The 24,760-nt window shown below is 67.6% G+C and carries 21 protein-coding genes, 1 tRNA gene and 1 pseudogene; 12 read left to right on the forward strand and 11 right to left on the reverse strand.

What is annotated here, in order from left to right; all coding sequences use genetic code 11:
* The first annotated feature begins 43 nt into the window (after positions 1-43).
* From QF206_RS05745 to QF206_RS05765, 5 genes are all read left to right on the forward strand, one after another.
* Positions 44-2,590 (forward strand): ATP-dependent Clp protease ATP-binding subunit, encoded by a 2,547-nt coding sequence (locus QF206_RS05745; RefSeq protein ID WP_281488257.1) that lies wholly within the window; start codon positions 44-46, stop codon positions 2,588-2,590.
* Between the two features lie 89 nt (positions 2,591-2,679).
* A complete protein-coding gene (locus QF206_RS05750; RefSeq protein WP_281488258.1) occupies positions 2,680-3,453 on the forward strand; it encodes an LLM class flavin-dependent oxidoreductase in 774 nt (257 codons plus the stop codon).
* Positions 3,454-3,473: 20 nt separating this feature from the next.
* Positions 3,474-3,983, forward strand: coding sequence for an amino-acid N-acetyltransferase (locus QF206_RS05755; protein ID WP_281488259.1), 510 nt, complete (start codon positions 3,474-3,476; stop codon positions 3,981-3,983).
* A 4-nt stretch (positions 3,984-3,987) separates the two neighbouring features.
* A complete protein-coding gene (locus tag QF206_RS05760) occupies positions 3,988-4,653 on the forward strand; it encodes a hypothetical protein (protein ID WP_281488260.1) in 666 nt (221 codons plus the stop codon).
* 50 nt (positions 4,654-4,703) lie between these two features.
* Positions 4,704-5,123, forward strand: a complete 420-nt coding sequence (locus QF206_RS05765; protein ID WP_281488261.1) for an SseB family protein — start codon at positions 4,704-4,706, stop codon at positions 5,121-5,123.
* A 150-nt stretch (positions 5,124-5,273) separates the two neighbouring features.
* Here QF206_RS05765 and radA read toward each other — a convergent pair whose 3' ends face one another.
* Positions 5,274-6,623 (reverse strand): DNA repair protein RadA, encoded by a 1,350-nt coding sequence (gene radA, locus QF206_RS05770; protein WP_281488262.1) that lies wholly within the window; start codon positions 6,621-6,623, stop codon positions 5,274-5,276.
* Between the two features lie 96 nt (positions 6,624-6,719).
* Between radA and QF206_RS05775 the strand changes: the two genes are divergently transcribed.
* Positions 6,720-6,810: transfer RNA gene (locus tag QF206_RS05775), tRNA-Ser, on the forward strand.
* A gap of 80 nt (positions 6,811-6,890) precedes the next feature.
* On the opposite strand, the gene QF206_RS05780 is transcribed toward QF206_RS05775, so the two are convergent.
* From QF206_RS05780 to QF206_RS05790, 3 genes are all read right to left on the reverse strand, one after another.
* Entirely contained in the window at positions 6,891-8,066 is a 1,176-nt protein-coding gene (locus QF206_RS05780) for an adenosylhomocysteinase (protein WP_281488263.1), read from the reverse strand.
* 117 nt (positions 8,067-8,183) lie between these two features.
* Positions 8,184-8,621, reverse strand: coding sequence for an SRPBCC family protein (locus QF206_RS05785; RefSeq protein ID WP_281488264.1), 438 nt, complete (start codon positions 8,619-8,621; stop codon positions 8,184-8,186).
* Positions 8,618-9,268: a MerR family transcriptional regulator gene (locus QF206_RS05790; protein ID WP_281488265.1), complete on the reverse strand. Its 651-nt coding sequence runs from the start codon at positions 9,266-9,268 to the stop codon at positions 8,618-8,620. Before QF206_RS05790 ends, QF206_RS05785 begins: the two co-directional genes overlap by 4 nt.
* Before the next feature lie 107 nt (positions 9,269-9,375).
* Here QF206_RS05790 and QF206_RS05795 point away from each other — a divergent pair.
* Positions 9,376-10,818 (forward strand): annotated as a pseudogene (locus tag QF206_RS05795) (M20/M25/M40 family metallo-hydrolase).
* Between the two features lie 27 nt (positions 10,819-10,845).
* Here QF206_RS05795 and QF206_RS05800 read toward each other — a convergent pair.
* Entirely contained in the window at positions 10,846-11,343 is a 498-nt protein-coding gene (locus QF206_RS05800; RefSeq protein ID WP_281488266.1) for a MarR family winged helix-turn-helix transcriptional regulator, read from the reverse strand.
* A gap of 101 nt (positions 11,344-11,444) precedes the next feature.
* Between QF206_RS05800 and QF206_RS05805 the strand changes: the two genes are divergently transcribed.
* Positions 11,445-12,068: an NADPH-dependent F420 reductase gene (locus tag QF206_RS05805; protein ID WP_281488267.1), complete on the forward strand. Its 624-nt coding sequence runs from the start codon at positions 11,445-11,447 to the stop codon at positions 12,066-12,068.
* Positions 12,069-12,144: 76 nt separating this feature from the next.
* On the opposite strand, the gene QF206_RS05810 is transcribed toward QF206_RS05805, so the two are convergent.
* From QF206_RS05810 to QF206_RS05825, 4 genes are all read right to left on the reverse strand, one after another.
* Positions 12,145-12,633, reverse strand: a complete 489-nt coding sequence (locus QF206_RS05810) for a hypothetical protein (RefSeq protein WP_281488268.1) — start codon at positions 12,631-12,633, stop codon at positions 12,145-12,147.
* An 83-nt stretch (positions 12,634-12,716) separates the two neighbouring features.
* A complete protein-coding gene (locus QF206_RS05815) occupies positions 12,717-15,449 on the reverse strand; it encodes an AMP-binding protein (RefSeq protein ID WP_281488269.1) in 2,733 nt (910 codons plus the stop codon).
* A 90-nt stretch (positions 15,450-15,539) separates the two neighbouring features.
* Positions 15,540-16,721 (reverse strand): 4-hydroxybenzoate 3-monooxygenase, encoded by a 1,182-nt coding sequence (locus tag QF206_RS05820; RefSeq protein WP_281488270.1) that lies wholly within the window; start codon positions 16,719-16,721, stop codon positions 15,540-15,542.
* Positions 16,722-16,797: 76 nt separating this feature from the next.
* On the reverse strand, positions 16,798-17,565 hold the full coding sequence (locus QF206_RS05825; protein WP_281488271.1) for an IclR family transcriptional regulator: 768 nt from the start codon (positions 17,563-17,565) through the stop codon (positions 16,798-16,800).
* 119 nt (positions 17,566-17,684) lie between these two features.
* On the opposite strand from QF206_RS05825, the gene QF206_RS05830 reads away from it, so the two are divergent.
* Positions 17,685-18,698, forward strand: coding sequence for a LacI family DNA-binding transcriptional regulator (locus tag QF206_RS05830; protein ID WP_281488272.1), 1,014 nt, complete (start codon positions 17,685-17,687; stop codon positions 18,696-18,698).
* A gap of 101 nt (positions 18,699-18,799) precedes the next feature.
* Here the strand turns inward: QF206_RS05830 and QF206_RS05835 are convergent, their stop codons facing one another.
* Positions 18,800-20,308, reverse strand: a complete 1,509-nt coding sequence (locus QF206_RS05835) for an autotransporter outer membrane beta-barrel domain-containing protein (RefSeq protein WP_281488273.1) — start codon at positions 20,306-20,308, stop codon at positions 18,800-18,802.
* Positions 20,309-20,389: 81 nt separating this feature from the next.
* The gene (locus QF206_RS05840) at positions 20,390-21,376 is read right to left on the reverse strand and encodes a hypothetical protein (RefSeq protein WP_281488274.1); all 987 of its coding nucleotides are present in this window, start codon (positions 21,374-21,376) and stop codon (positions 20,390-20,392) included.
* A gap of 286 nt (positions 21,377-21,662) precedes the next feature.
* On the opposite strand from QF206_RS05840, the gene QF206_RS05845 reads away from it, so the two are divergent.
* From QF206_RS05845 to QF206_RS05855, 3 genes are all read left to right on the forward strand, one after another.
* A complete protein-coding gene (locus tag QF206_RS05845; RefSeq protein WP_281488275.1) occupies positions 21,663-22,712 on the forward strand; it encodes a Gfo/Idh/MocA family protein in 1,050 nt (349 codons plus the stop codon).
* Positions 22,709-23,512, forward strand: a complete 804-nt coding sequence (locus QF206_RS05850; protein WP_281488276.1) for an SDR family NAD(P)-dependent oxidoreductase — start codon at positions 22,709-22,711, stop codon at positions 23,510-23,512. The genes QF206_RS05845 and QF206_RS05850 overlap by 4 nt, the downstream gene beginning before the upstream one ends.
* Positions 23,513-23,636: 124 nt before the next feature.
* Positions 23,637-24,701 carry a BMP family ABC transporter substrate-binding protein gene (locus QF206_RS05855; protein ID WP_281488277.1) on the forward strand — a complete coding sequence of 355 codons (1,065 nt, stop codon included), beginning with the start codon at positions 23,637-23,639 and terminating at the stop codon, positions 24,699-24,701.
* Positions 24,702-24,760: the final 59 nt, after the last annotated feature.

The following is a 24,760-nucleotide window of genomic DNA, read 5'->3' on the forward strand; positions in this document are numbered from 1 at the left end:
CGATGTAACGGCGCCAGACCTGGGAGGCGCCCGAGGAGTTGACATGTTCGAGAGATTCACCGACCGAGCCCGTCGGGTTGTCGTCTTGGCGCAAGAAGAAGCCAAGATGCTCAACCACAACTACATCGGCACCGAGCACATCCTGCTCGGCCTCATCCACGAGGGCGAGGGCGTCGCCGCGAAGGCGCTCGAGTCGCTCGGCATCTCGCTCGACTCCGTGCGCGAGCAGGTGCAAGACATCATCGGCCAGGGGCAGCAGCAGCCGACCGGCCACATCCCCTTCACCCCGCGTGCCAAGAAGGTGCTCGAGCTGAGCCTGCGCGAAGCGCTCCAGCTCGGCCACAACTACATCGGCACCGAGCACATCCTGCTCGGCCTCATCCGTGAGGGCGAAGGCGTGGCGGCGCAGGTGCTCGTGAAGCTCGGCGCCGACCTCAACAAGGTGCGCCAGCAGGTGATCCAGCTGCTCTCCGGCTACCAGGGCAAGGAGCCTGTGTCGGCCGGTGTCGACAACACGGCGACCGAGTCGAAGGGCTCGCAGATCCTCGACCAGTTCGGTCGGAACCTCACCCAGGCGGCCCGCGAGGGCAAGCTCGACCCGGTCATCGGCCGTGAGAACGAGATGGAGCGGGTCATGCAGATCCTCTCCCGCCGCACCAAGAACAACCCCGTGCTGATCGGTGAGCCCGGCGTCGGCAAGACCGCCGTCGTCGAGGGTCTCGCTCAGGCGATCGTCAAGGGCGAGGTGCCCGAGACGCTGAAGGACAAGCAGCTCTACTCGCTCGACCTCGGGTCGCTCATCGCCGGCAGCCGGTACCGCGGTGACTTCGAAGAGCGTCTGAAGAAGGTCACCAAGGAGATCCGCACGCGCGGCGACATCATCGTCTTCATCGACGAGATCCACACGCTCGTCGGTGCAGGTGCTGCCGAGGGCGCCATCGACGCCGCCAGCATCCTGAAGCCCATGCTCGCCCGCGGTGAGCTGCAGACCATCGGCGCGACCACGCTCGATGAGTACCGCAAGCACTTCGAGAAGGATGCTGCGCTCGAGCGCCGCTTCCAGCCCGTGCAGGTGCAGCAGCCCTCCGTCGCGCACGCCGTGAACATCCTCAAGGGTCTTCGCGACAAGTACGAGGCGTTCCACAAGGTGTCGATCACGGATGACGCGATCGTCGCCGCGGCGAACCTCTCCGACCGGTACATCCAAGACCGCTTCCTGCCCGACAAGGCGATCGACCTGATCGACGAGGCGGGTGCCCGCCTGCGTCTGTCGATCCTCTCGGCGCCGCCCGAGCTGCGCGAGTTCGACGAGCGCATCGCCCAGGTGCGCCACGAGAAGGAAGAGGCCATCGAAGACCAGGACTTCGAGAAGGCCGCCAGCCTGCGCGACGAGGAGAAGAAGCTGCTCGGCGAGCGGCTGCGCCTCGAGAAGCAGTGGCGCGCCGGTGAGGTCGCGGCATCCGGAACCGTCGACGAGGGCGTGATCGCCGAGGTGCTCGCCCAGGCGACGGGCATCCCGGTGTTCAAGCTCACCGAGGAGGAGTCGGCACGGCTCATCTTCATGGAAGACGCGCTGCACCAGCGGGTCATCGGCCAGCACGAGGCGATCTCGGTGCTCGCCAAGACCATCCGCCGCACGCGCGCAGGCCTCAAGGACCCGAAGCGCCCCTCTGGCTCGTTCATCTTCGCCGGCCCCACCGGTGTCGGTAAGACCGAGCTCGCCAAGGCGCTCGCCGAGTTCCTGTTCGACGACGAAGACGCGCTGATCTCGCTCGACATGAGCGAGTACGGCGAGAAGCACACCGTCTCGCGCCTGTTCGGTGCCCCTCCGGGCTTCGTCGGGTTCGAAGAGGGTGGCCAGCTCACCGAGAAGGTGCGTCGCAAGCCGTTCAGCGTGGTGCTCTTCGACGAGATCGAGAAGGCCCACCCCGACATCTTCAACTCACTGCTGCAGGTGCTCGAAGAGGGTCGTCTGACCGACGGTCAGGGCCGGGTGGTCGACTTCAAGAACACCGTGATCATCATGACCACGAACCTCGGTACGAAGGACATCACCGGCGGTCCGGTCGGCTTCACGCTCGAGGGCAACACCGAGAACAGCTACCGGGCGATGCGCGCGAAGGTCGTCGAAGAGCTCAAGAAGCACTTCAAGCCCGAGTTCCTCAACCGCGTCGATGAGACCATCGTCTTCCCGCAGCTGAGCAAGGAAGAGCTGAAGCAGATCGTCGATCTGTTCATCAAGCGCCTGGGTGAGCGTCTGCTCGACCAGGACATGACGATCGAACTGACGGATGCCGCCAAGGACCAGCTCATCACGATCGGCTTCGACCCGACGCTCGGCGCCCGTCCGCTGCGCCGCGCGGTGCAGCAGCAGGTGGAGGACCGCCTCAGCGAGAAGATCCTGCACAACGAGCTGCACGCCGGCGACCACGTGAAGGTCGACTTCGCCGATGACGACTTCGTGTTCACCACGAGCCGTCAGCCGGGCCGCGACGAGATCGGCGATGTGGTGGCGGCTGCCGCCATCGCGGCCGGCGAGGGTCACAGCGGCTCTGCGGAGGGGCCGGCTGCGACGGGCGAGAGCGCCTGATCATCGAGCAACAGCACCCCGCGAAGCCGGGCCCGGACGACCGGGCCCGGCTTTCGCTCGGAATCGCCGGCTCGCTCGACCATGCGGTGGTGCGCGAGCTGGCACCCCGACTCGAGGCCGCGGGCTTCCATACGCTCTGGGTGAATGACACCCCGGCCGGTGACGCGCTCGCCTCGATCGCGGTCGCGGCCGAGGTCACCGCGACCCTGCAACTCGCCACGGGCGTGATTCCGATCGACCGTCGACCGCCTCTCGAGATCGCGGCATCCGTCGACCGTCTCGGTCTCCCGCTCGATCGCCTGACGATCGGAATCGGGTCAGGTCGGGTCGCCAAGGGCGCGCTTGCGGTGGTCGGTGAGGCGGTCGCTGTCCTCCGCGACGAGATCGGTGTGCCGGTCGTCGTCGGCGCCCTCGGTCCGAAGATGCGGGAGCTCGCCGCACGAGAGGCCGACGGCGTCGTGCTCAACTGGCTGACTCCGGATGCCGCAGCCGAAGCGGCGGCTGATGCTCAGGCCGCGTCGCTCACCCGACCCCGCCCCGCGCACGTCGTGCAGTACGTGCGAACGATCGTCGACCCGGCGGCTCGCGAGGCGCTCGTCGCCGAGGCGCGGCGGTATGAGGCGGTTCCCGCCTACGCCGCGAACTTCGAACGTCTCGGTGTCACGGCGCTGGAGACGACGCTCGATGCCTCCGCAATGACGGGCGCGTCTGAGTCTGATGCAGGGTCCCTGCTCGACGAGTATCTCGGCGCGGTCGACGAGGTCGTCATTCGGGCCATCACCGCTGAGCAGACCATCGATGATTACGCTCAGTTCATCGATCACCCGCTGCTAGCTGAACGTCTGCAGCTCGACATCCCCTGAGGAACCGGAAACCGCCTGGCATGACATTCACCGTTCGCCACGCTCGCACCAGCGATGTGCCCGCGATCATGCGACTTATTGAGCCGCTCGTGCATCGCCGCATCCTGCTCGGCAAGGAACGCGTCGTGTTCTACGAGGCGGTGCAGGAGTTCCGGGTCGCCGAAGATGCGGCTGGTGAGCTGATCGGGTGCGGAGCGTTGCACGTCATCTGGGAAGATCTGGGTGAAGTGCGAACCTTGGCCGTCGCGGAGCCGTGGCTCGGCCGTGGCGTCGGTCGCGCCCTCCTTAGCACCCTGGAGCACGATGCGCTCGAGCTCGGGTTGAGCCGTCTGTTCTGCCTCACTTTCGAGGTGGAGTTCTTCTCGCGCAATGGCTTCGAGCCGATCGGCGACGACGTGGTCGACGCCGAGGTGCAGGCACAGCTCATGCGGTCGCCCGATGTGGGCGTCGCCGAGTTCCTCGATCTGGCACACGTTAAGCCAAACACCCTCGGCAATACGCGGATGCTGAAGCATCTCTCGTTAGCCTGAGGGCATGTCGACGCTCCGCAATCCGGTGGGCCCGCAGCCGCCCAGCGTCTACTGGCGGCGGCGCATCATGGTGCTGCTCGGTCTGATCGCCGTGATCGTCGTCGTGGTGCTGATCGTCGTGCGCCCCGGAGCTGCTGAAGGCGAGACGCGCGACAAGGGCGATTCCAGCACGGTCGCCGACACCCCTGCGGCCGACGGAAGTGGATCGGGTGCGGGTGGCTCGGTCGACGACGGAGGCGCTGCTGCTCCCGCCGGTGACGGCGAGTTGTCGGCGTGCAAGCCCGGGACAATCGCCGTCGAAGCGGTGACGGATAAGACGAGCTACCAACCGGGTGAGCCGGTGCTCGTCACGATGACGGTCACCAACACCGGTACTGCCGCGTGCCTCTTGAACGCGGGCACCGATGTGATGGAGTTCCTCATCACGAGCGGTGCTGAGAAGTACTGGTCGTCCAAGGATTGCCAGACGGATGCCGCACCCGCCGAAGTGCGCATCGAACCCGCGCAAGCGATCTCCACTGCGCCGCTCACGTGGGACCGCACTCGCTCGACGCCAGAGACCTGCGACACTGAGCGCCCGGCGGTTCCGGCAGGGGGCGCGAGCTACCACCTCTCGGTGAAGCTCGGCGATCTCGAGGCCGCCTCGAGTCGCCAGTTCATGCTCTACTGACGTCCTGCCGTCGACGGCTGCGACTTGCCTTGGATGCTTAGGCTTGAAGCATGTCGAAGAAGCCCCGCAAGCCCGGCAAGGCCTCGAAGGCCGCCGCACAGCAGCTGCCCCGCACCACCATGCTCGCCGACGCGCTGGCGAAGCAGGACACCGCGGCGGTGGCGCTGGCGTTGCGCAACGATCGGGTCGTGGTTCCGCTGCTGCCAGGGGTTCCCGGCGACCCGCAGGTGCGGGTGTTCCGACGGGGCGAGAGCGACAAGTACATGCTGTTGCTGTTCAGTTCGCCCGAGACCTATGTCGCGATGGTGCCGCAAGAGAACGACCATCGGGTGCTGGGGTACGACGCGGCGACGCTGGCTGACTTCATCGAGCAGAACCTCGGTGTGCTCGAAGCGGTGTGGTTCGACGTCGCCGGACCGCACGCGATGCAGGCTGAGCCTGCCGAGGTGCTGAAGGCGCTGCGCCTCTAGCTGCCTGACACCTGCGGTTTCGCGTGGTTCGTCAGCTGCGCAGCCACGAATCGCCGCGCACTTGGGCCCGCGCGAGGTCGTCCTGGCCCGGGTTCGCAGGCACACCTTTTCCCGCATGCGCTCCTGGACTGCTGAGTGCTGCCGCAAGACCTAGAACGGGCGAGCGCCCCGTATCTCCTGGCGCGAACCGGTGTCGAACGCGATCCGAAGCGCCTCTCGCACATGCGGTGAATCGGCGCCGATGATCGTCTCGTAGCCCAACCGTCTGGCCTCGTTCTCACGCTGGGCCGAGGCGGAGACGGAGCGCACCTCGCCGGCGAGACTGATCTCGCCGAAGGCCGCGGCATCCGTGATGATCGGCATATCGCGGGCCGCGCTCGCGACGGCGATTGCGATGGCGAGATCGGCGCCCGGCTCGGTGAGGCGGATGCCGCCCACCGTCGATACGTAGACGTCGGCGTTCGAGAGCTTTAGGCCGGCTCGGCGTTCGAGCACGGCGAGCAGCATCGCCACTCGCGACGAGTCCACCCCATTGACTACCCGCCGCGGCTGCGGGGCGCTCGAAGCGACGACGAGCGCTTGCACCTCGACCGGGATCGGTCGTCTGCCCTCGATCGCGATGGTCACGCAGGTGCCGCTCACAGGCGTGACCGACCGGGAGAGGAACAGGCCGCTCGGGTCTGGTACCTCCTCGATGCCCTCGCCCGTCATCTGGAAGCATCCGATCTCGTCGGTTGGTCCGAAGCGGTTCTTGAGCGCGCGGATGAAGCGCAGCGTCGACTGCCGGTCGCCCTCGAAATGGCACACCACGTCGACGAGGTGCTCGAGCAGGCGCGGACCGGCGATGCTGCCGTCTTTCGTGACGTGACCGACGATGATCGTCGGCAGGTCACGCTCCTTGGCGACGCGCGTGAGCGTGGCGGCGACTTCGCGCACCTGTGCGGGCTGGCCGGCGAGCCCGTCGTTGAGCGAGCTCGACACGGTCTGCACCGAGTCGACGATCAGCAGCTGGGGCTTGACTGCGTCGATCTGCCCGAGAATCGTGCTGAGGTCGGTCTCCGACGCGAGGTAGAGGTAGGGCCACAGGGCGCCGGTGCGTTCGGCGCGCATCCGCACCTGCGAGGCCGATTCTTCGGCGCTGACGTAGAGCACCTTCGTGCCCTGGGCGGCCGCCCGGCTCGCAACCTCGAGCAGCAGGGTCGACTTTCCCACGCCTGGCTCGCCGCTCAGCAGGATCACGGCTGCGGGCGCCACCCCGCCTCCGAGCACTCTGTCGAGTTCCTCGATGCTCGTGGTCGTGCGCTTGATCGAGCCCGAGGTGTACTCAGTGATGGGCTTCGCCACGCGGGCCGCGCTGATGCGCGCGCTCGGTACAGCACGAGTGGGGGCGTCGACGCTGTCGACGGTGTTCCAGGCCTGGCATTCACCGCAACGGCCCACCCATTTCGCGCTCTCCCAACCGCACTCGGAGCATCGGAAGTTCGCGGTGGGTCGGGCCATGCTCGAAAGCGTAGCCGCGGCATCCGACAATCAAGCGGCGCGGATGCTGGAGCCTCGCGTTCTGAGCATCCCCGAGCGTGTACTAAGCTTTTCGGCGGTGACGTGTCCGAGCGGCCGAAGGTGCGACTCTCGAAAAGTCGTGTGGAGTGACCCTCCACCGTGGGTTCAAATCCCACCGTCACCGCCAATCTGAACCCCTCGATTTCCGCGGAATGATGCGGAAGTCGAGGGGTTCAGTCGTTCGTTGTCGGCCGGCCGGATGCGGGCTCAGCGGTTCGCGCCGAGCGCTCTGACGAAGCGGCGGGCGATCTCGCGTTCGATGTCGTCGGGCACGGGCTGCGCTCCGGCGATGAGGCTCTCAGGGTCGGTCGCGACGCGCTCCAATGAGAGCGACTGCAGCAGAAACCCGAGGTCCATTGACTCGAGCGAGTTGCCCTTCGGGTTGGTTCCGGCGAGGTTCACCATCCGGCCGCCGGCGAGCAGCACGATGTGGCGGCCTCCGGGGAGGTCTACGCGCTCGATAGCCGAGTCGAGTTGGGTGAGGCGTTCGGCATCCGCGTAGAGCGCATCGACGTCGATCTCCCAAGGGAAGTGGCCGGCGTTTGCGAGCACGGCGCCGTCGTTCATGCGGTCGATGATGTCCCTGGTGATGACGCCAGGGTGTCCGGTCGCGGTCACGAACACCTGGCCCCACTCGGCGAGATTCTCAAGCTCATCGACGCGGTAGCCATCGAGCGCCGCCTCGAACGCCTTGATCTCATCGACCTCGGCGATCGCGACCCGTCCGCCGAACGCCCGAAGGTATTGGGCAATGCCTCGCCCGCACCAGCCGTAACCGGCGATTACGAAGCGGCCTCCGGGGATCATGAGGTTCGTGATCCGCATGATGCTCTCCACGACGGACTGCCCAACCGCGTGACGATTTTCGCCGATCGCCTTCAGGAGGCTGTCGTTGATCACGATCGTGGGAAACGGCAGCTTGCCGGCGAGTTCGGAACGCAGTCGAAGTGCGCCGCTCGTGGTCTCTTCGGTGCCACCGATGACGGAGTCGGCCATGCCTGCGGCGACGATCCCCGCTGCGAGGTCTGCGCCGTTGTCGAGCAGGATGTCGGGCTTCGCGTCGATCACCGCCGCGACGTTGCGGTGGTGCTGCTCGAGAGAATCGTCTCGCGAGCCCAGCACCGTCATGCCTTGTCCACGAAGGAACGCGACCACGTCGTCCTGAGTCGTGCCGAAGTTTCCGGTCGCGACGATCTCGGCACCACCGGCGGCGAGCACTTCCAGAAGCACTGCGGTCTTCGGCTCGAGGTGCAATGACATCCCGACCCGCCGGCCGGCGAAAGGCTGTCGCGCCGCGAATTCTGTGCGCGCGTCGGCCAGCAGCGGCATCCGGGATCGGATCCATCGAATGCGTGCCTCGCCGCGGTCGAAGAGTTCTGACATCTTCATCGCCTTTCTCGCCGTCACAGTCTCACACGCCGTGCGCACGGGACGCCGGCCGCAACTCCGCCGCGCCGTCAGTGGCGCGCTGGAGCAGCGTGGCAACCCCGAGTTGCACGGTCAACCCACTCTGGGCAACAGTCGCTCAAGGCGGCGAAGGTCTTCCCGTAGGCCGCGCCGAAGCTGGAAGCCCAGGAGTGGCTCGAACACCCGGGCGGCGCCGTTCAGCCTCACTTCGAGTGCTGCGCGGATCTCGCTGCCGCGGTCGCGCGGGGTGACGGTGTAGCTGCCGCCGCCGTGCCAGGGGTCGCCGTCGAGCCGCCACTCGACGCGGTGACCCTCTGCGAAGTCGACGATCGTCCAGCGCATGGTCAGCGACTTCGAACCCATCGCCACATCTGTCTCGCCGTCGACCCCGAGCGCAGGCGCCCCGGCACCGACGTAGCGCGAGCCCTCGATGGACTGCCGCCACTGCACCTCATTCTCGACGTTCGCGAGAAACCTGAACGCCGCTTCGGGCTTCAATTCCGTCGAGATGGAGTGTGCGGTTCTCGTCATCGTGCTTCTCGTTCCTGGGAGTTTCGAGCGGCGTGCGGGTAGCGGCGAACCGACTGGCTCTCCTGAGCGATGCGCCGCAAGCCGGCGAGCAGGGTGTCGCCGAGCGCTGTCCCGACGATGACCGCCTCCGCCATACGGTCGCGGTCACCGCTCCGCTCAACCGCGTCGAGGTCTGCTTTGGCGACGATGTCGGCGGCTTCTGCATAACGGGGGAGCGTGTCGGCAAGGTCGGGTCGACCGATCGAGTCGTAGGCGTCGAGCACGCCCGCGGCGAGCTGGATTCCGGGGTTGCCTGGATGGGTTTTCCACCCGCGCGCCTGCATCACCGACTCCACGCGCGCCATCGACCTGTCGCTGGGATTCCCTTGCCGTTCCTGGGTTCCCGCTTTCTGCGCTTCACCGAGCAGGGCGCCGAGCGGAAGCTGAGGATCGTCGATCGCCTTCAGGATGTCGCGCGTGGTCGCGACCGAGAGCGACCCGACTTCGATGAGTGCTCTGATCAACCGCAACCTCGCGACGTGCCCGTCGTCGTATTCGGTCTGGTTGTAGCCGGTCCGCTTTCCGGCGGGCACCAAGCCCTCGCGTGTGTAGTACTTCACGGTGGCGGGGGATACCCCTGCAGCCTGGCTGAGCTGGGAGATCTTCACATCGACACTGTAACTATCGATAGTGAAACTATCAACCTTAGTCTTCGTGGGGCGGTTTGCGCTGCTCGTCGGGATTAGTCTGCGCAGTGAGGCCAGGATACCTGCCGATGCGTGAGCGGCAGGCCGAGCGCGAGCGTCACGGAAGCGAGGACGGATTGTCAGAACGAACGGAGGAGATCCGGCAGCATCTGACCTCGACATCCGAGTCGTTCAGGCAGCGCCTGCTGGACTGGGTGCGAATCCCTTCCATCGCCGGTGATGAGGAGCACCGCAGAGCGTTGCTCGATTCGGCTGAGTTGTTCGCGGAGTACTGCCGCGCCGACGGCTTCCCGCGAGTAGAGGTGTGGCCGCAGGGCGACAGCAACGCCGTATTCGCTGAGTGGCCGACCCCTGGCGGCGCGGGCGCCCCGACTGTGCTGGTCTACAGTCACCACGACGTGCGAGCTCTGGCGGGAGACAAGTGGACGGTCGGCGACCCCTTCGACCCGTTCATTCGAGATGGTCTGCTGTACGGACGAGGCTCCTCCGACGCCAAGGCGCAGGCGCTCATGCACCTCTGAGCGCTCAGCGCCCACCTGGGATCGCACGGGAGCGCTCCTCGGGTGCACGTGAAGCTCCTCATCGAGGGCGAAGAGGAATTGGGGTCGCCGCATCTCCAATCCCTGCTCGACGAGCATCGCGCCGATCTCGGGTGCGACTTCGTCCTCTTCTCCGACACGACGCTCGTCGATGCTGACTACCCCGCGGTTTGCACGTCTGTGCGAGGGATGCTGGGAGCCACTGTCACGCTGCACGGTCCGCAGCGCGACGTGCACAGCGGCGCCGTCTCCGGGCCGGCCCCGAACCCGATCCTCGACCTGGCCTTCCTGCTCGCGCGTCTTCACGACGAGCGCGGCCGCATCACGCTTCCGCGCTTCTATGACCGAGTGAGCACGCCCGACGCCGCCCAGCGCGCGGAGTACGCGGCACTGCCGATCACGCCGAGCACCTGGCTCGAGGAGACGCGCACGCCGAGAGTCGGCGGGGAGGAAGGGTTCACGATCCCGGAACTTCTGTGGGCCCGGCCCTCGCTCGAAGTCATCAGCATCGAGGGCGGCGACACGGAGGGGCTGCCTCGCGCAGTGATTCCCGCTACCGCGACGGCAGAACTCAGCATCCGCATCGTCGACGGTCAGCGCACTGAAGAAGTGGGTCAGCAGTTGCGGGAATGGCTTGAGCGCGAGGCGACTGGGCTGCAGTGGGAACTCACGCTGTCAGAGCTCACTGCGCAGCAGCCGTACCGCACCCCGCAATCGCCCCAGCTCGACGCGTTCGCTGCCGCCATGGGCGCCGGATTCGAGTCTGCCGAGGTGGGCCGAATGGGTAACGCCGGTGGCGGACCTGCCGAGCTTCTCGCGCGCATGCTCGATGCTCCGGTGTTGTTCTTCGGCACCGGTTTGGTCACCGACAACTGGCACGCGGCGGATGAACGGGTCGATCTCGCGGTGGTTGAGAAAGGCGCCGCGACCCTGGCGCACTTCTGGGCGCTGATCGCTGAACAGCAGTCGTGAGGTTCGGCGCGATCGCGGCGAGCTAGCTCAGCGCCGCCCGGAGATCCTCTTCGGCCCCCACCGCGCCTGCGGGTCCAGCCGCTGTACGAGCGGTTCCAGCGCGTCGGCCAGTGCGTCGAGCTGCTCGGGGGCGAGGTGGTCGATGACCAGGCGGCGCACTGTCTCGATATGGCCCGGCGTTGCGAGCACCAGTGCGCGCCGGCCCGCGGTCGTGAGGCGCACGTCGATCGCGCGCCCGTCGTCGGATCGTGCCTGTCGCTCGACGAGCCCCCGACTCTCCAGTCGCGTCGCCACTTTGGACAGCCGGGGGAGTGTCGCGTTGGTCGCTGCCGCGAGCTCCTTCATGCGCAGCGTGTTGTGCTCTGCGTCTTTCAGCACGGTCAGTGCGATGAACTCGAAGTGGGTGAGTTGCGAATCCGCCTGCAGCTGAGCGTCGAGGGCGGCCGGCAGGAGTTCGGCAGTGCTGACGAGCGCGAGCCAGGCGCGCGACTCCGCGGCATCCATTCGAGGCACCGAGCGATCCATTGCGACGAGTCTAACGAAGGCCTCGGGAATAGTTGCAGCGGCAACCGTGTTGTGCATTGAGTAGCAAGTTGCCGTGGCAACTACTTCTCGAAGGGAACACAATGACCACCATCTCCATCATCGGTACCGGGAACATGGGCGCCGCCATCGCGGCCATCGCTGCGAAGGGCGGCGCGGCTGTGCAGGTCGTCGCCCGCGACCGGGCGAAGGCGGCCGAACTGGCGACGCAGGTGAACGGTGCGGCCGCGGCAGTCGGCGAAGAGCTCACGGGCGAGATCGTCGTCCTCGCCGTGCCCTACCCGGCGCTTGCCGAGATCGTCTCGACGTACGGCGACAAGCTCGACGGCAAGGTGCTCGTCGATGTCACCAACCCCGTGAACTTCGCCACGTTCGACGGGCTCACCGTGCCGGCCGACAGCTCGGCTGCTGCCGAACTCGCCGCATCGGTTCCCGGTGCCCGCGTCGTGAAGGCGTTCAACACCAATTTCGCCGCGACCCTCGCTTCCGGTGAACTCGATGGAGCCGCAACCACAGTGGTCATCGCGGGTGACGATGGTGCAGCCAAGTCATCGGTCGCCGAGGTCGTCAAGGCTGGGGGCCTCGCGGTGGCGGATGCCTGCTCGCTCAAGCGTGCTCGCGAGCTCGAGGCGCTGGGCTTCCTGCAGATGGTGCTCGCTGTGCGTGAGCACATCGGCTGGACCGGCGGGTTCGCGGTTCGCGCCTGAACTGCCGTGACTGAGTCGTCTCAGCACTGATGCAAATCGAGGTGAGGCGGTGGGGCGTTCAGCTCCACCGCCTCATTCACTTCGAGGCGTCGAGGATGCTGCGCGCCATGCGCCGCGCGAGTTCGACGGCTCCGGCTTGCGGTCTGATGGCACTGGTCGCGAGCGCTCCGTCATAGAGGATGCACAGCTGGTCCGCGATCGCTTCGCTGTCGCCGATCCCCCCGAGCATGCGAACGAAGGCATCGTGCAGGCCGCGCTTGTTAGTGCGCGCCCAGCGCATTGGCGGCCTGTCCGGATCGGGTACTTCGGCGGCGATCACGAACGCGCAGCCGCGGAATGCCTCGTCGCCCACCTGCTCGGCGAGGTAGTCGAACACCGCATCGGCGAGGTAGTCGAACACCGCATCCACCTTCTCCTGCGGCGACCCATCGCTTCGGGCGAAGCCGTCGTGAATCGACCTCGAGGACCCAGGTGCTACGCGCGAGCAACTCGAAGACCTCGTGCGGCTCGTCGAGGCTCGCTCGCCGATTCGCAGCACGCTCACGCGCGGCGTCGAGGTGGTCACGCAACTCGCGTAGGGAACGTTGCGTCATTGAAGAGCCGCCCCCGCCGGTTCACCGCCTCTCAGATGCGCTCCCACGCACGCGCCTAGCCGTGGATCGCTTCCCTGGTCACACGCTCCGGTGTGGTCGAACGCCCGGCCAGCGGAACCTTGGCCAGTGCCTTGAGCGCGAGCGGCTCGAGAGCGCGGTACCCGCGCCACGCGGCAACGCCGACTGCCAGGGAGAGCACAGTGCCTACCACCGGCGCAGTGCTCTCCCAAACCGGGAACACCTGCCAGTGCGTCAGATAGATGAACATCGAGGCGCCAGCGAGCGCCCACGTCGCCGGCACCAAGATCCGTGGCAACCGCAGCGTCGGCAGCCATAGGAGTACCAGCACGCCGGCGATCACGACCGCCTCGCGCGCCGGGTCGGCGAAGAACCCGAGGGTCCCCGCGACGGTGATCAGCGAGAGGAGAACCCGCTGCTCAAGGCGCCGGGCCCGGGCTCCGGCCCAGCCGATCGCGAAGATCCACAGTGCGGCGGCGACTGTGTAGCGCTCCACGAGGCCACTCTCGACCCCGGTGACCGCGTATCGCGCGACTAGAGCGCCCACCACCAGCGCGAGTGGAAAAGCGAACGGGAGTCGACGATCGAGCTGATCGAGCGGACGCGCGGCGAAGAGCGCCGCAAGGCCGAGCATGATCCAGACAGCCAGCTCAAAGAACCAGAACTGCCACTGGTCGGTCCATCGATCGGGGCCCGGCACGAACGCGTTCACCAGCAGGGCGGTCGTCGCTCGGTACTCGCCGGTGATCAACGCGACCGAACCAATCCACAGCACGGCAGGCGCAGCGAGTTGGGCGACTGACCGCAGCAGCTTGATAGTGCGACCGGCCCCTGGAACGTCTGCCAGCTGAAATCTGGCCAGGTTGTAGCCGACGACGGCCAGGAGCACGTGTGCGCCGCCCTGGAGTCGGAAAAGGTCTGCGTGAGAACCGACGATCAGCACGATCGCGAGCGCGCGAAGGACAGCGGCCGTGTCGACCCGCTGCGTTCCGGACCATCTGGACCGATCAGTAGCGTGTTTCCGGTCTGGCGCGCCCGCGCCCGGTGCGAGGCGAGGAGCGCGACTCGCCGTCGATGCGTTCCAGTCGTCGCAGCCGTCGAGTTCATTCACTGTGCCGGGGAGCAACTCGGAGGGAGGTGTTCCGCCCTGGGCTAGTTCGATCGGCGTCATTGACGGCCAGTCGCGGGGGAGCTTGCCGAGGATTGGCTCCAGTCGCAAGGAGACTTCGACGTAGCTGAGGGAGTCTCCCCCCAGCGATGCGAAGGAGTCATTGGGGGTAGCGTCAGGACGGCCCAGGAGTTCAAGGTACAGCGCAGTGATCGACGCTGCCGTGGACGCCGCATCACCGGAGAAGCGCTGCGGATTCGGCGCGCTGCGATCGGCCATTCCGTGAGGCGCTCGCGTGCGTTCGGCGAAGCGCACGAGTGCCGCGGTGTCGGGCTTGCCGCTCGCGGTTCGGGGGAACTCGGCCACGGCGAAGCCCTCTACGGCGTGCAATGGCACGCCAATCACCGCGGCTGCACGATGGCGCGCGCCAGCCACGTGTCGCTCGGCCAGCGCGAACACCAGCAGGCGCTCGTTGGCCGACGCAAGTCGCACGTCGAACCCATCGGCTGCAAGCCGCTGCTCGAGCTCATCGAGGTCGATTCGCAGTCCAAACACTTTGGCGAAGCGGTTCATGCGACCTACGACCTCGAAGAGGCCGTCCCGACGATGTCGCGCAAGGTCACCGGTGCGCAGTTCGTGCACGGTGCGACCTAGCGCGAAGTCTGCGGCGCTGTGTGCGTAGCCGAGCATGACATTCGGACCCGAGTAGACCAGTTCCCCGACGTCAGTACCGGCTTCGAGGTCGACCCGGAGCGAGCCTCCCGGTATCGGACCGCCTATCGCTCCGGCTTTCGTCTCTGCCAGGCCGGGTTCGAGATAGGCCATCCGAGCGGTCGCTTCCGTTTGTCCGTACATGACGAACAGCTCGAACCCGCGATCCTTGCCCAGCCGAGCGTAGCGGCGAACAAGTTCCGGAGCCAGACGGCCACCGGCCTGAGTGATGTATCGCAGACTCGGCAGCGAGCGCTCTTCGAATCGACTCGCCTCCAGCAGTTCAAAGGTATAGGGCACCCCAGCGAACGACGTCGCGCCAACAGCCGCAAAGTCCCGCCAGAACTGCTCGTCCGACACGCTCCGATCGGTCAGCGCGACACTCGCCCCGGCAGTCAGATGGCTGTTCACGACAGACAGCCCGTAGCAGTACTGCAACGGGAGCGTGGTGACTCCACGATCGTCCCGAGTCAGGTTCAGGTATTGCGCGATTGCGGCCGCGTTGCTTCTGAGGTTCTCGTGAGAGAGCCGGACTAGCTTCGCCGATCCGGTCGACCCCGAGGTGCCCACGAGCATGGCGAGCTCCGGATGCAGCTCGTGACTCGTGCCTCGTCGTCGCTCGCACAACGCCCAGCTTTCATCGCGTCCGGCGGCCACGACGTCAGGGTTGAACAGCTCGACAAACGTTTCTCTACTACGCCGTCCCGCCTCGTCGTCCGCGACGAACATCACCGGATGCCGTCCCGCCAGGGCCGCGAGATATGTAACGATCGGCTCGACCGCGTTACCTGCTGTGATCATCACGAGGCGACGGGTGTCACCTAGTCGCTCAGCTCGCTCTGCCACGCGACAGGCGAGTTCCTCGTAGAGCACCTCGCGCCCGCCCTCGATAAGTGCGACGTCGCGGGGACCGCCGCCCAGGAACGGGAATGACGGAGGTGTACGGAGCATGACTTTGCCTACGGAGTCGAATGGTTAGCGCAGGCTAACCTAACACCTCCGCGGTGAGGGTGGGGCAGCTTCACTCTTCTCCGAACGTCCTCAGAACGTCGCGAGCGGCCAGCCGGTGTATGCCTCGGCGAGATACGTGCGCCCGGCGCGCGATGACGTCACCGAATGCAGTTCGCCGAAGCGGCGCTGGAGATCGAACTCGGTGGCGTCGGGCGCGGCGTGCAGCATGCTGGTCATCCACCATGAGAAGTGCTGGGCGCGCCAGATGCGGTCCAGCGCGCGCTCCGGGTAGGCGTCCAGGTGGGCCTCGGAGCCCGTTTCGTAGAACGACTGCAGCGCGCCGCTCAGCAGCAGCACGTCGGCGACGGCGAGATTGAGGCCCTTCGCCCCGGTGGGCGGCACGGTGTGCGCCGCGTCTCCGACGAGGAAGGCCCGGCCGCGGCGCAGCCGGTGCGCGACGAAGCTGCGAAAGCGCAGCACGTCGCGCTGGAAGATCGGGCCCTCGATGAGGCCGCCGCCCACGCGGGTTTGCAGCGCATCCCAGATCTCCGGGTCGCTCATGCTGGCCGGGTCGAGCTCGGGGTCGCACTGCAGGTACATGCGCTGCACGGTGTCGCTCCGCTGGCTGATCAAGGCGAATCCATGCGGCGAGGCGCTGTAGATGAGCTCCGGCGCGCTCGGCGGCGCCTCTGTGAGGATGCCGAACCAGGCGAAGGGATACTCGCGGAAGTGGCCGCCTGTGCGAGACCCGGTCACCGTCTCGCGCGCGATCGACTGCGAGCCATCCGCGCCGATCACGAAGTCGGCGGTGATCTTTAACAAGTGCCCGTCGGCGCCGGTGCCGATCACGCGCGGCGCGTCGCTGTCGGCATCCATGATCTCGGTCGCTGTCGATTCGAAGCGCACCTCGCCGCCGTCTCGAAGACGTGCTGCGATCAGGTCTTTGAGCACCTCATGCTGCGGGTACAGCCACACCGCGCGTCCGACGAGGTCGGCGAAATCGATGCGGTGGCCAGTGCCTTCGAAGCGCAGTTCAATGCCGTCGTGGCGATGGCCCTCGGCGAGCACGCGCTGCGAGACATCAGCCGACGTGAGCAGATCGACGGTGCCGTTCTCCAGGATTCCGGCGCGGATGGTCTGCTCGATCGCATCGCGGCTCCGTCCGTCGATCACGATTGAATGGATGCCGGCACGGTGCAGCAGATGCGAGAGCATCAGGCCCGCTGGGCCTGCGCCGATGATCGCGACTTGGGTTCGGGCTGTTGAGGCCATCGGCGCTCCTTCACGACGCGGGACGGATGGCAACAGCATCGTGTCGAACCTGCGGCGTTCGGTCGGCGCTTCTCGATCAACGGGAAAGAAAGCCGGTCGCCGCGATCGCTTCGGTGATTCGCGATGCCGCTCGCTTGAGCACCAGCACCGCCTCCTGGTCGCCGGCCCGCTCACGGGGGAGCACTACGGAGAGCGCCGCGATCACGGTGCCTGAACCGTCGCGCACCGGAACCGCGATGCCCGACGAGACCTGCTCGATGAACCCCGGTGCCGACGCGAACCCCAGGCGCCGCACTTCTGCGAGCTTCGAACGCAATCGCCGCGGGTCGGTGATGGTCTCCTGCGACACCTCGCGCAGCGGCCCGGAGAGCACCGCCTCCTGCAATTCCGGCGGGGCAAAGGCGAGCAGCACGAGTCCCGACGAGGATGCGTGCAGCGGCAGCCGCCCGGCGATCCGGGTGACGTTGGCGCCGGCGTTCCGTGCGGAGAGCCTCTCGATGAACAGCACTTCGTGCTCTTCCAACACGGCGAGTTGAGTGTGCTCGCGCACGACCGCCTGCACCTCTGCCATGAATGGCATTGCGAGCTGGCGCAGTCCGAGCGCCCGGGAGCCTCTGGTGGTCAGCTCCCACAGGCGCAGGCCGATTCGGACCGCCCCGCTCTCGTCGCGCTCGAGCAGGCCCGTTTCGACCAGCTCGCCCACGATCCGGTGCGCCGTGGAGGTCGGGAGCTGCGACCTTCTGGCGATCTCACTGGCCGTCTGCGAGACGCGGCCGCTGTCGAACGACTCGAGCACGCGCACCACGCGCTGCACCATCGAGTCGCCGGTCGGTGAGTTGGCCACATACGTAGCGTCTCATGCGCCCGACGCGAGGCGTGTGGCGAAGGCGTGCCGCGAAGCCAGGGCGCGCCCGAGCTCTCGTCCGTTGTACCGGGACCCTCAGCGACTGGCAGGATGACGACGTGATCAAGCGAGTGACCGCGGCCGACGTCGCCGCCCGGGCGGGGTGCACTCCCGCCGCGGTGTCGCTGTGGATCAACGGAAAGACCGCCGGCCGCATCAGCGACCAGGTCGGCGAGCGCATCCGCGAGGCGGTGGAGGCCCTCGGCTATGTGCCCAACCGCACCGCGCAGCAGCTCTCGACCGGGCAGTCGCGACAACTCGCCTTCGTGTTCCCCGACGTCTGGTACACGTTCTTCAGCTACATCCTCGACGGCATCACCGCGGAGATCGACGAGAGCTGGGACCTCGCACTGACCATGCCGCTGCGGCACGAGCGCGAGCAGGGCGGCGGAACGCGCGCGGCCTTGCAGCGGGCGCTCCGCGGAGGGCCCGCCGGCCTCATCATTGCAAGCCCCGAGCGCGAGATGCTCGACCTCGTACCACCTGGGCTGCCCACCGTCGTCATCGACGCTGACTCGGCACCGGAGCACTGCTCGCTGGCCCGCTACGACTTCGAACCGGGAGCAGCCGCGGTCGCCGCTCACCTCTCGGCGGCGGGGCACGAGCGAGTCGGCTATATCGGCCTCGACCGGCGAGCGGACACGCTGCTGACGCGCCGCGCGCGGTTGGGCGACGCGCTCGAGGCCCACGACATCCGCTTCGCCCTGCCCGATCTGCTGCTCGATAACATTCGGGCCGACATGGTGGCCGATCGAGTGAGCGACTGGCTCACATCGGACGTGACAGCCGTCATCTGCGGCGATGAGTCGCTCGCCTATGGCGCGATCGCCGCAAGCCAACGGCTCGGGCGGTCGGTGCCCGGCGAACTCTCGCTCGTCTCGTTCAACGACCTCGCGCCGGCGTCGCTCATCGAACCCTCGCTCACGTCGGTGCACATGCCCACGTATGAGATCGGCAGGCTGGCGGGCCAGATGCTCGCGAGTCGCGTTGCCGGCGGTGACGTGCGTGTCGAGACCGTGCCGACCGAACTGGTGGTCCGAGAATCCACCGGCCCTCGCGCTGTACTGCGCTAGGGATCGAGCCAGCGCGGACGACGGATGCCGGGGCACGCGGATGCCGGGTGCAGCCCGTGCCGCACCCGGCATCCGCTTCGCATGAGCCGATCGGCCGACGGCTACGCGGCGGCGAAGCGGCGGAGGCCGATGGTGCCGAGGCCGGTCGCGAGCAGCAGCGCTGCCAGGCCGAGCATCGGAGTGCTGCCCGTGGAGGCAAGCGCTGCCGCGCTCAACCCCGACCCGGCTGTCACCGCTGACTCGTCGAGCTCGATGACGAACCCGTCGCGCTGAGCCGCAACGACCGCTTCGGTGCCGGTGGATGGCGGCGTGGCGCTCGGCTGCGCCGGAACCTCAGCCACGGTTCCAGTGCTGGAGTCGAGCGCAGCATCGAGCTCCACGGCCATGAGCGGAGTGCTCAACGCGAGCGGCGCGCGCATCATGAGGGGAGCGAAGGTCGCCGTACCCTCACTTGTCGCCGGTGCGCTCTCAACCGCCACCGCCGTCGAGTTCGGAGCCAGTGCCATCCGGAACGTCGCCGGAGCAGAGCGAACCGTAGCGGTGCCCGTCGTGCCCACGCCGACCAGTCCGGCGTCCGATGCCTCACCGAGCACGACTTCCACGCCGCCAGCGCCGATGACGCCTTCCTCGATCGGGTTGGTCAGCACGTCTGCGTCGAGCAGCTTGCCTTCGTCGCCCAGAGCCGCCGCGCGGATCACTGCGTCCTCGGGGCTCGTTCCCAGCAGGTCGAGACCGATCCACTCGGCATCGCCCGCACCGGGCTCGATGATCGCGGTGTCGAACACATCAACCCCGATCGCGTCTTCTGCCGGCATGCCATCGGGCACCGTGCCGTCGAGCACCGTGCCGTCGAGCACCACGCCGTCGAGCACGCCGCCGTCAAGCACGGAGCCGTTCAGCAGCGCTTCTTCGCTCAGCGCACCTGAGTCGCCGAGCACCTCGACGCTGTTCCCGTCCACCTCAGTAGGCGCGGTCACGATCGGTGCGACTTGCGTGCCACCGAGCAGTGCGTTCTCGCCTGAGGTGACGGTCGAGCTGTCAGCCGGCGCTCCAGCATCTCCAGCCGTTCCCTCCGGTGCGGTCGAGGCTGCGTCACCGAGCACGCTCAGCGAGTTGCCCTCCACGGCGATGGGCGCGACGACGACCGGTGCCACCTGGGTGCCGCTCGCAATGCCGTCATCGCCCGAGGTGCTGGTCGTGGCGTCGCCGGGCGCGAGGTTCGTCGCCTCGGCATCCGAACCGCCCGCCGCGCTCGAGTCGCCCAGCAGGCTGATGGCGTTGCCGTCGACCGAGATCGGTGCCGTGACAGCCGGCGCCACCTGAGTGCCGCTGACCACGCTGTCGTCGCCCGACGTGCTGGCGGTGCCTGCGTCGGTCGTCGCGCTCGGGTCGCCAGCGCCTTCGCCACCGGCGGCCTCGGCATCGCCCAGCAGGCTGACGGCATTGCCGCCGACGGAGATCGGCGTGGTGACGACCGGCGCGACCTGGCTGCCAGACGCGATGCCGTCGTCGCCAGACGTCTCCGCGGCGTGGGCGGTGGCGGTGCCGAGCAGCCAGAGGCCGCCAGCGAATGCCACGCCGCACGCGCTCTTCAACAAGAGCTTGTTCATGACTTGATTCCTTCCTGAGTGAGTTGGCGCGCGGAAGCGCGCGTAGGTGCCGTGCTCCGCGTGGCGCGGAGCCGGGCCCACTCAGTCAGGGGTGGAGTCGAAGCCGTACGTGGGTGAAGCGGGCACGATCGTGCTCAGCGGAAGCGATGCTCGTCCGGCATCCACACGCGCGGTCGTTGCCGAATCCGCTTCCGCGGCGGATGTCGAAGAGCCGCCGCCGGAGCCGGTCGCCGCGCCGGCGGTGCTCACCGTGTTGAAGTCGAGTTGGGCTGGCGTCGATGAACCGGCCACCGCTGGCGCAGCCGAGTGCGCATCGTCAGCGCCAGGCTCGAGCGCTCCGACCGTCGCGGCGCGTGGTGCGGCGGATTCGGGCGCCGTCGGTGCGGTCGCTACGTCGAGCGCAGGCGCTGCGGCATCAACCGAGGCCTCGCCAGCGGCGGCCGGAACCCATTCGAATACTGGGGAGACTACGCAGTCGGCGAAGCCCTGCAATCCTTCGCTCATGTAACCGCCTGCAGCGTCGAGGACCTCGACACCGGTCGCTACGACCGCCTGCGTGAGTTCATGAAGGGCGACAAGCGCGCCGTCGACGGAGCTGAGAGCAGGGCCGACCGAGATCCCGGTCAAGTCGTCGACTGGCGCGAGCGCAGGCAGTTCTGCACTCGTCGTCTCGCTTGACTGCTGCACGTCTGAAACGGGCGACTCGATCCGCTCGGCACCGTCGCTTCCACGAACGTCGGCGACTGAGTCGACGACGGGGGTGGCGGCTTCCACGACCGACTCGACCGCCGGCTCAGCGATCACCGCTATACGCGCGGCGACGTCGTCGGCGGAGGCTGCGTCGGCGCGCGACACCACCGAGTTGCCGATGGAAGCGGCCACTGCGCCGAGCTGCTCGGCTGCGCTCGCCACTGGCACGGGTGTCTCGCCGGGGGCCGTGCTCGACTCAGCGGATAAGCGCCCGAGGCCGGCGCCATCGCCGGTGTCATCAGCGGCCTGGGCTGCGCCCGAGTCGAGCAGGAGGGCGAGAGCGGCACCGGCGACCAGCGCGAGCAGTGCGATCAGCACTGCACGAATCGCGCGCAGAGGTCGTGCAGCCCCGACTGCACCCTCCCCGTAGTCCACCCTCAAACCCCCGTGGCCGTTGCCGACAGTCCTTGCGGGTGAGTGAAGCACCGACCCTGCGGGGAGACCACCCCCTCTGCGTGATCTCCCAGGTTTCCGGAGGTTCCTTCAAGTCGCCGCCCAGGACTTGGCAGGCTCGTTCGACTCCTCGCGTTCCACTTCTCGTCGACTTGCGTTAAGCGGTTAACGCTGTTACGGTCGTCGCACTCGTCCCGAAGGAGTCCCCTCAGTGCCCGACACGGCAATCGCTGACATCCGCCCCGTCATCGTCGGCTCGGGCTACATCGCCGAGCGCCACATCGCCGCCTTGGCGCTCCTCGGCATCCGTCCCCTCGCCGTCTGGAGCCCGCGTCGCGAAAGCCGTGAGCGTGTCGCCGAGCGCTGGGGCACGACCGCCGCCGAGTCGCTCGAAGCGCTGCTCGACACCCCTGGCGCGACGCACGCGCACATCTGCTCGACGCCCATGCAGCACGAGGAGCCCATCATGCTCGCCGCGCAGCGCGGCCTCACGATCGTGTGCGAGAAGCCTCTGGCGCCCACCCGCGACGTGGTCGAGCGCATCGCCGGCGAGCTGGAGCGCACGGGCGCTTCCCTCTTCCTCACCTTCAATCGCCGCATGGATGCCGGCATCCAGCAGTTGCGTGCCGCGATCGCGGACGGCCGCCTAGGTCGCGTGGTCTCGGTCTTCGGCTCCTACCGGCAGCAATGGAACGCCGCGCCCTCGTCGCGTGACTGGCGCTTCGACCCCAGCCTTGTGGGTCCGAGCCGCGTGGTGACCGAAATCGGCTCGCACTGGTTCGACCTCGCCGAGTTCGTGCTCGGTCAGCGCATCGAGTCAGTCAGCGCCATGTCGGCCAACATGGGCAAGCGGACCTTCGACACCGGCAGCGAGATCGGCGAGTTCGAACCCGAGAACGAAGACCTCGTCTCTGCCCAACTCCGCTTCGAGGGAGGCGCGCTCGGGCACGTGTACGCGACTGAGCTCGCACACGGCTCGTTTGACGACATCGAGCTGCGCATCGACGGCACCCTGCGGTCGGCCGTCTGGTCGAGCACACACCCCGATCAGTTGACGATCTCGCACAAGGTCGAGGGGTCGCTCACGACCGGACTCGACTCCGACACGGCCTCGATCGAGAACTGCATCCGCGCCATCTACACCGGCACCGCCACCGAAGCGGGCGTGGCCGGCCTTGCGGATGGCCTCAGCAATGCCTCGGTGATGGACGCCGTGCGGGCATCGCACTCTGAGAACACCTGGAAGGACGTCATCCGATGAGCGGCACCACCGCATCCGTCGCCGCAGCCGCCCCTGCCGCAGACCCGATCTCGGCCGGAGTGCTGGTCGGCGCCACCGCTCTGGTCACCGGCGCGGCCGGAGGCATGGGCCGAGCCATCACGCGCGCGCTCGCCGCAGCCGGTGCGAGCACGATCTACGCGCTCGACCGCGTGGCGGCCGACGACGACCACGTCGAGTCGATCGTCGTCGACCTCGCCGACCTCGACACCCTCGCCGGCACCATTCGGGGCCTCGAGCGCACTCCCCAGATCGTCGTGAATGCGGCCGGCTATTACGCCTGGCGCGAGGGTTTCGAGATCGACACCGCCGACTTCACACGCACCTTCGACATCAACGTCGGCGCACCGTTCGTGATCATGCGCGAGGTCGCACGCCGGCTCGAGGCAGAAGGCGGCGTGGCGGATGCCGCGTTCGTGAACATCGCGTCAGTCGCCGCCAAGCGCGGCTTCCCCAACCAGGCCGACTACGTGGCCTCGAAGGGTGCGCTCGTGAGCCTCACGCGCGCTGCGGCGCAGGATCTCGCGCCCCGCATCACGGTGAACGCGATCGCACCCGGCACGGTCAACACACCGATGATCGACCAGGTCGCGCGCGATATCGCTGCGAAGACGGGCTTGCCGTTCGCCGAGCAGCGCGCCGCTCTCACCGCTGACATCCCAACCGGGCGCATGCAGGAGCCGAACGAGATCGCGGCCGCCGTGGTCTTCCTCGCATCGACCGGTGCGCGCTCCATCTCGGGCGAGACCCTCGCGCTCGACGGGGGAGTCTCGCGCGACTGAGCGCGCCGACCGCAGACTCAGCGGGATGCCGGCGCCACAGCACACCGGCTCGCGCGACCCAGCTCACAGCATCCGTTCGACCGTCATCAACCAAACTGCACCAGCACCCACTCCGGAGATCGCCATGACAATCACCACTTCACCAGTGCGCCGTACCGTGCGCGCCGCCCTGAGCCTCACCGCGGGCATCACGCTCGCAGCCGCCATGACCGCTTGCGCCTCCGGCCCGGCCGAGAGCGGCAGCAACGGCGGCGACGCCGACCAGGGTCAGGTCGTCTACCTCTCGAGCCAGCCGGCGGGCGACTCGGGTTCGATCGATGACATGGTCGCGGGCCTGAAGCAGGTCGGCGAGCAGGAAGACGTCGACACCAAGTACCTCGAGGTCACCGACCCCTCGGCGTTCGAGAGCTCGCTCCGCAACGCTGCACAGTCGGGCGCTTCGGTGATCGTCACCGCGTTCCCCGACCTCACCGACGCGATCACCCAGGTCGCCCCCGACTTCCCCGACACCGAGTTCGTGCACATCTTCGCTGCTGAGCGCGAAGAGCCGCTCGACAACGTGACCACGCTCGGCTTCGAGATCCACGAGGCGTTCTACATCGCGGGCTTCTCGGCCGCGAAGCTCTCGCAGAGCGGCGTCGTCGGCTGGGTCGGCGGCGACAGCTCGCCCATCCTGAGCGCGAACTTCCACGCGTTCGAGGCGGGCGCCAAGGCGGCGAACCCCGCCGCGCAGGTGCTCAGCGGCGTCGTCGGCAGCTTCAGCGACCCCTCGAAGGGCCGCGACATCGCCCTCGGCATGATCTCGCAGGGCGCCGATGTCATTCAGACGGATGCCTCGGGCAGCTCGCTCGGTGTGATCGAGGCGGCGCAGCAGCGCGGTGCGCTCGTGTTCGCCGACGCGTCGGGTGAGGTCGCCGCCGAGTACCCCGAGACCGTCGTGGGCACCTCGTTCCTGCGCTTCGGCCAGGCGCTGGTCGACGCGGTCACCGAGGCCCTCGAAGACGGCTACACTGCCGGCCACAAGCAGGTCGGCCTCGACGCGGGCGTGGTCGGACTGCAGTTCGCCGACAGCTTCCTCGCGGGCAGCAGCCCGCGCGTCGCGGATGTGCCGTCGGTGCAGGCCGAGGCCCTGCAGCAGAAGATCATCGCGGGCGAGGTCGAGGTCATCTTCGACCCGAGCAGCATCTGACGCGCAATCACCGATTGCCCGATGCCCGATGTCTGTGACCGCTGATTCTGCGCCGGCAG

Origin of the sequence: Ruicaihuangia caeni, assembly GCF_029952955.1 — a bacterium.
Taxonomy (GTDB): domain Bacteria; phylum Actinomycetota; class Actinomycetes; order Actinomycetales; family Microbacteriaceae; genus Ruicaihuangia; species Ruicaihuangia caeni.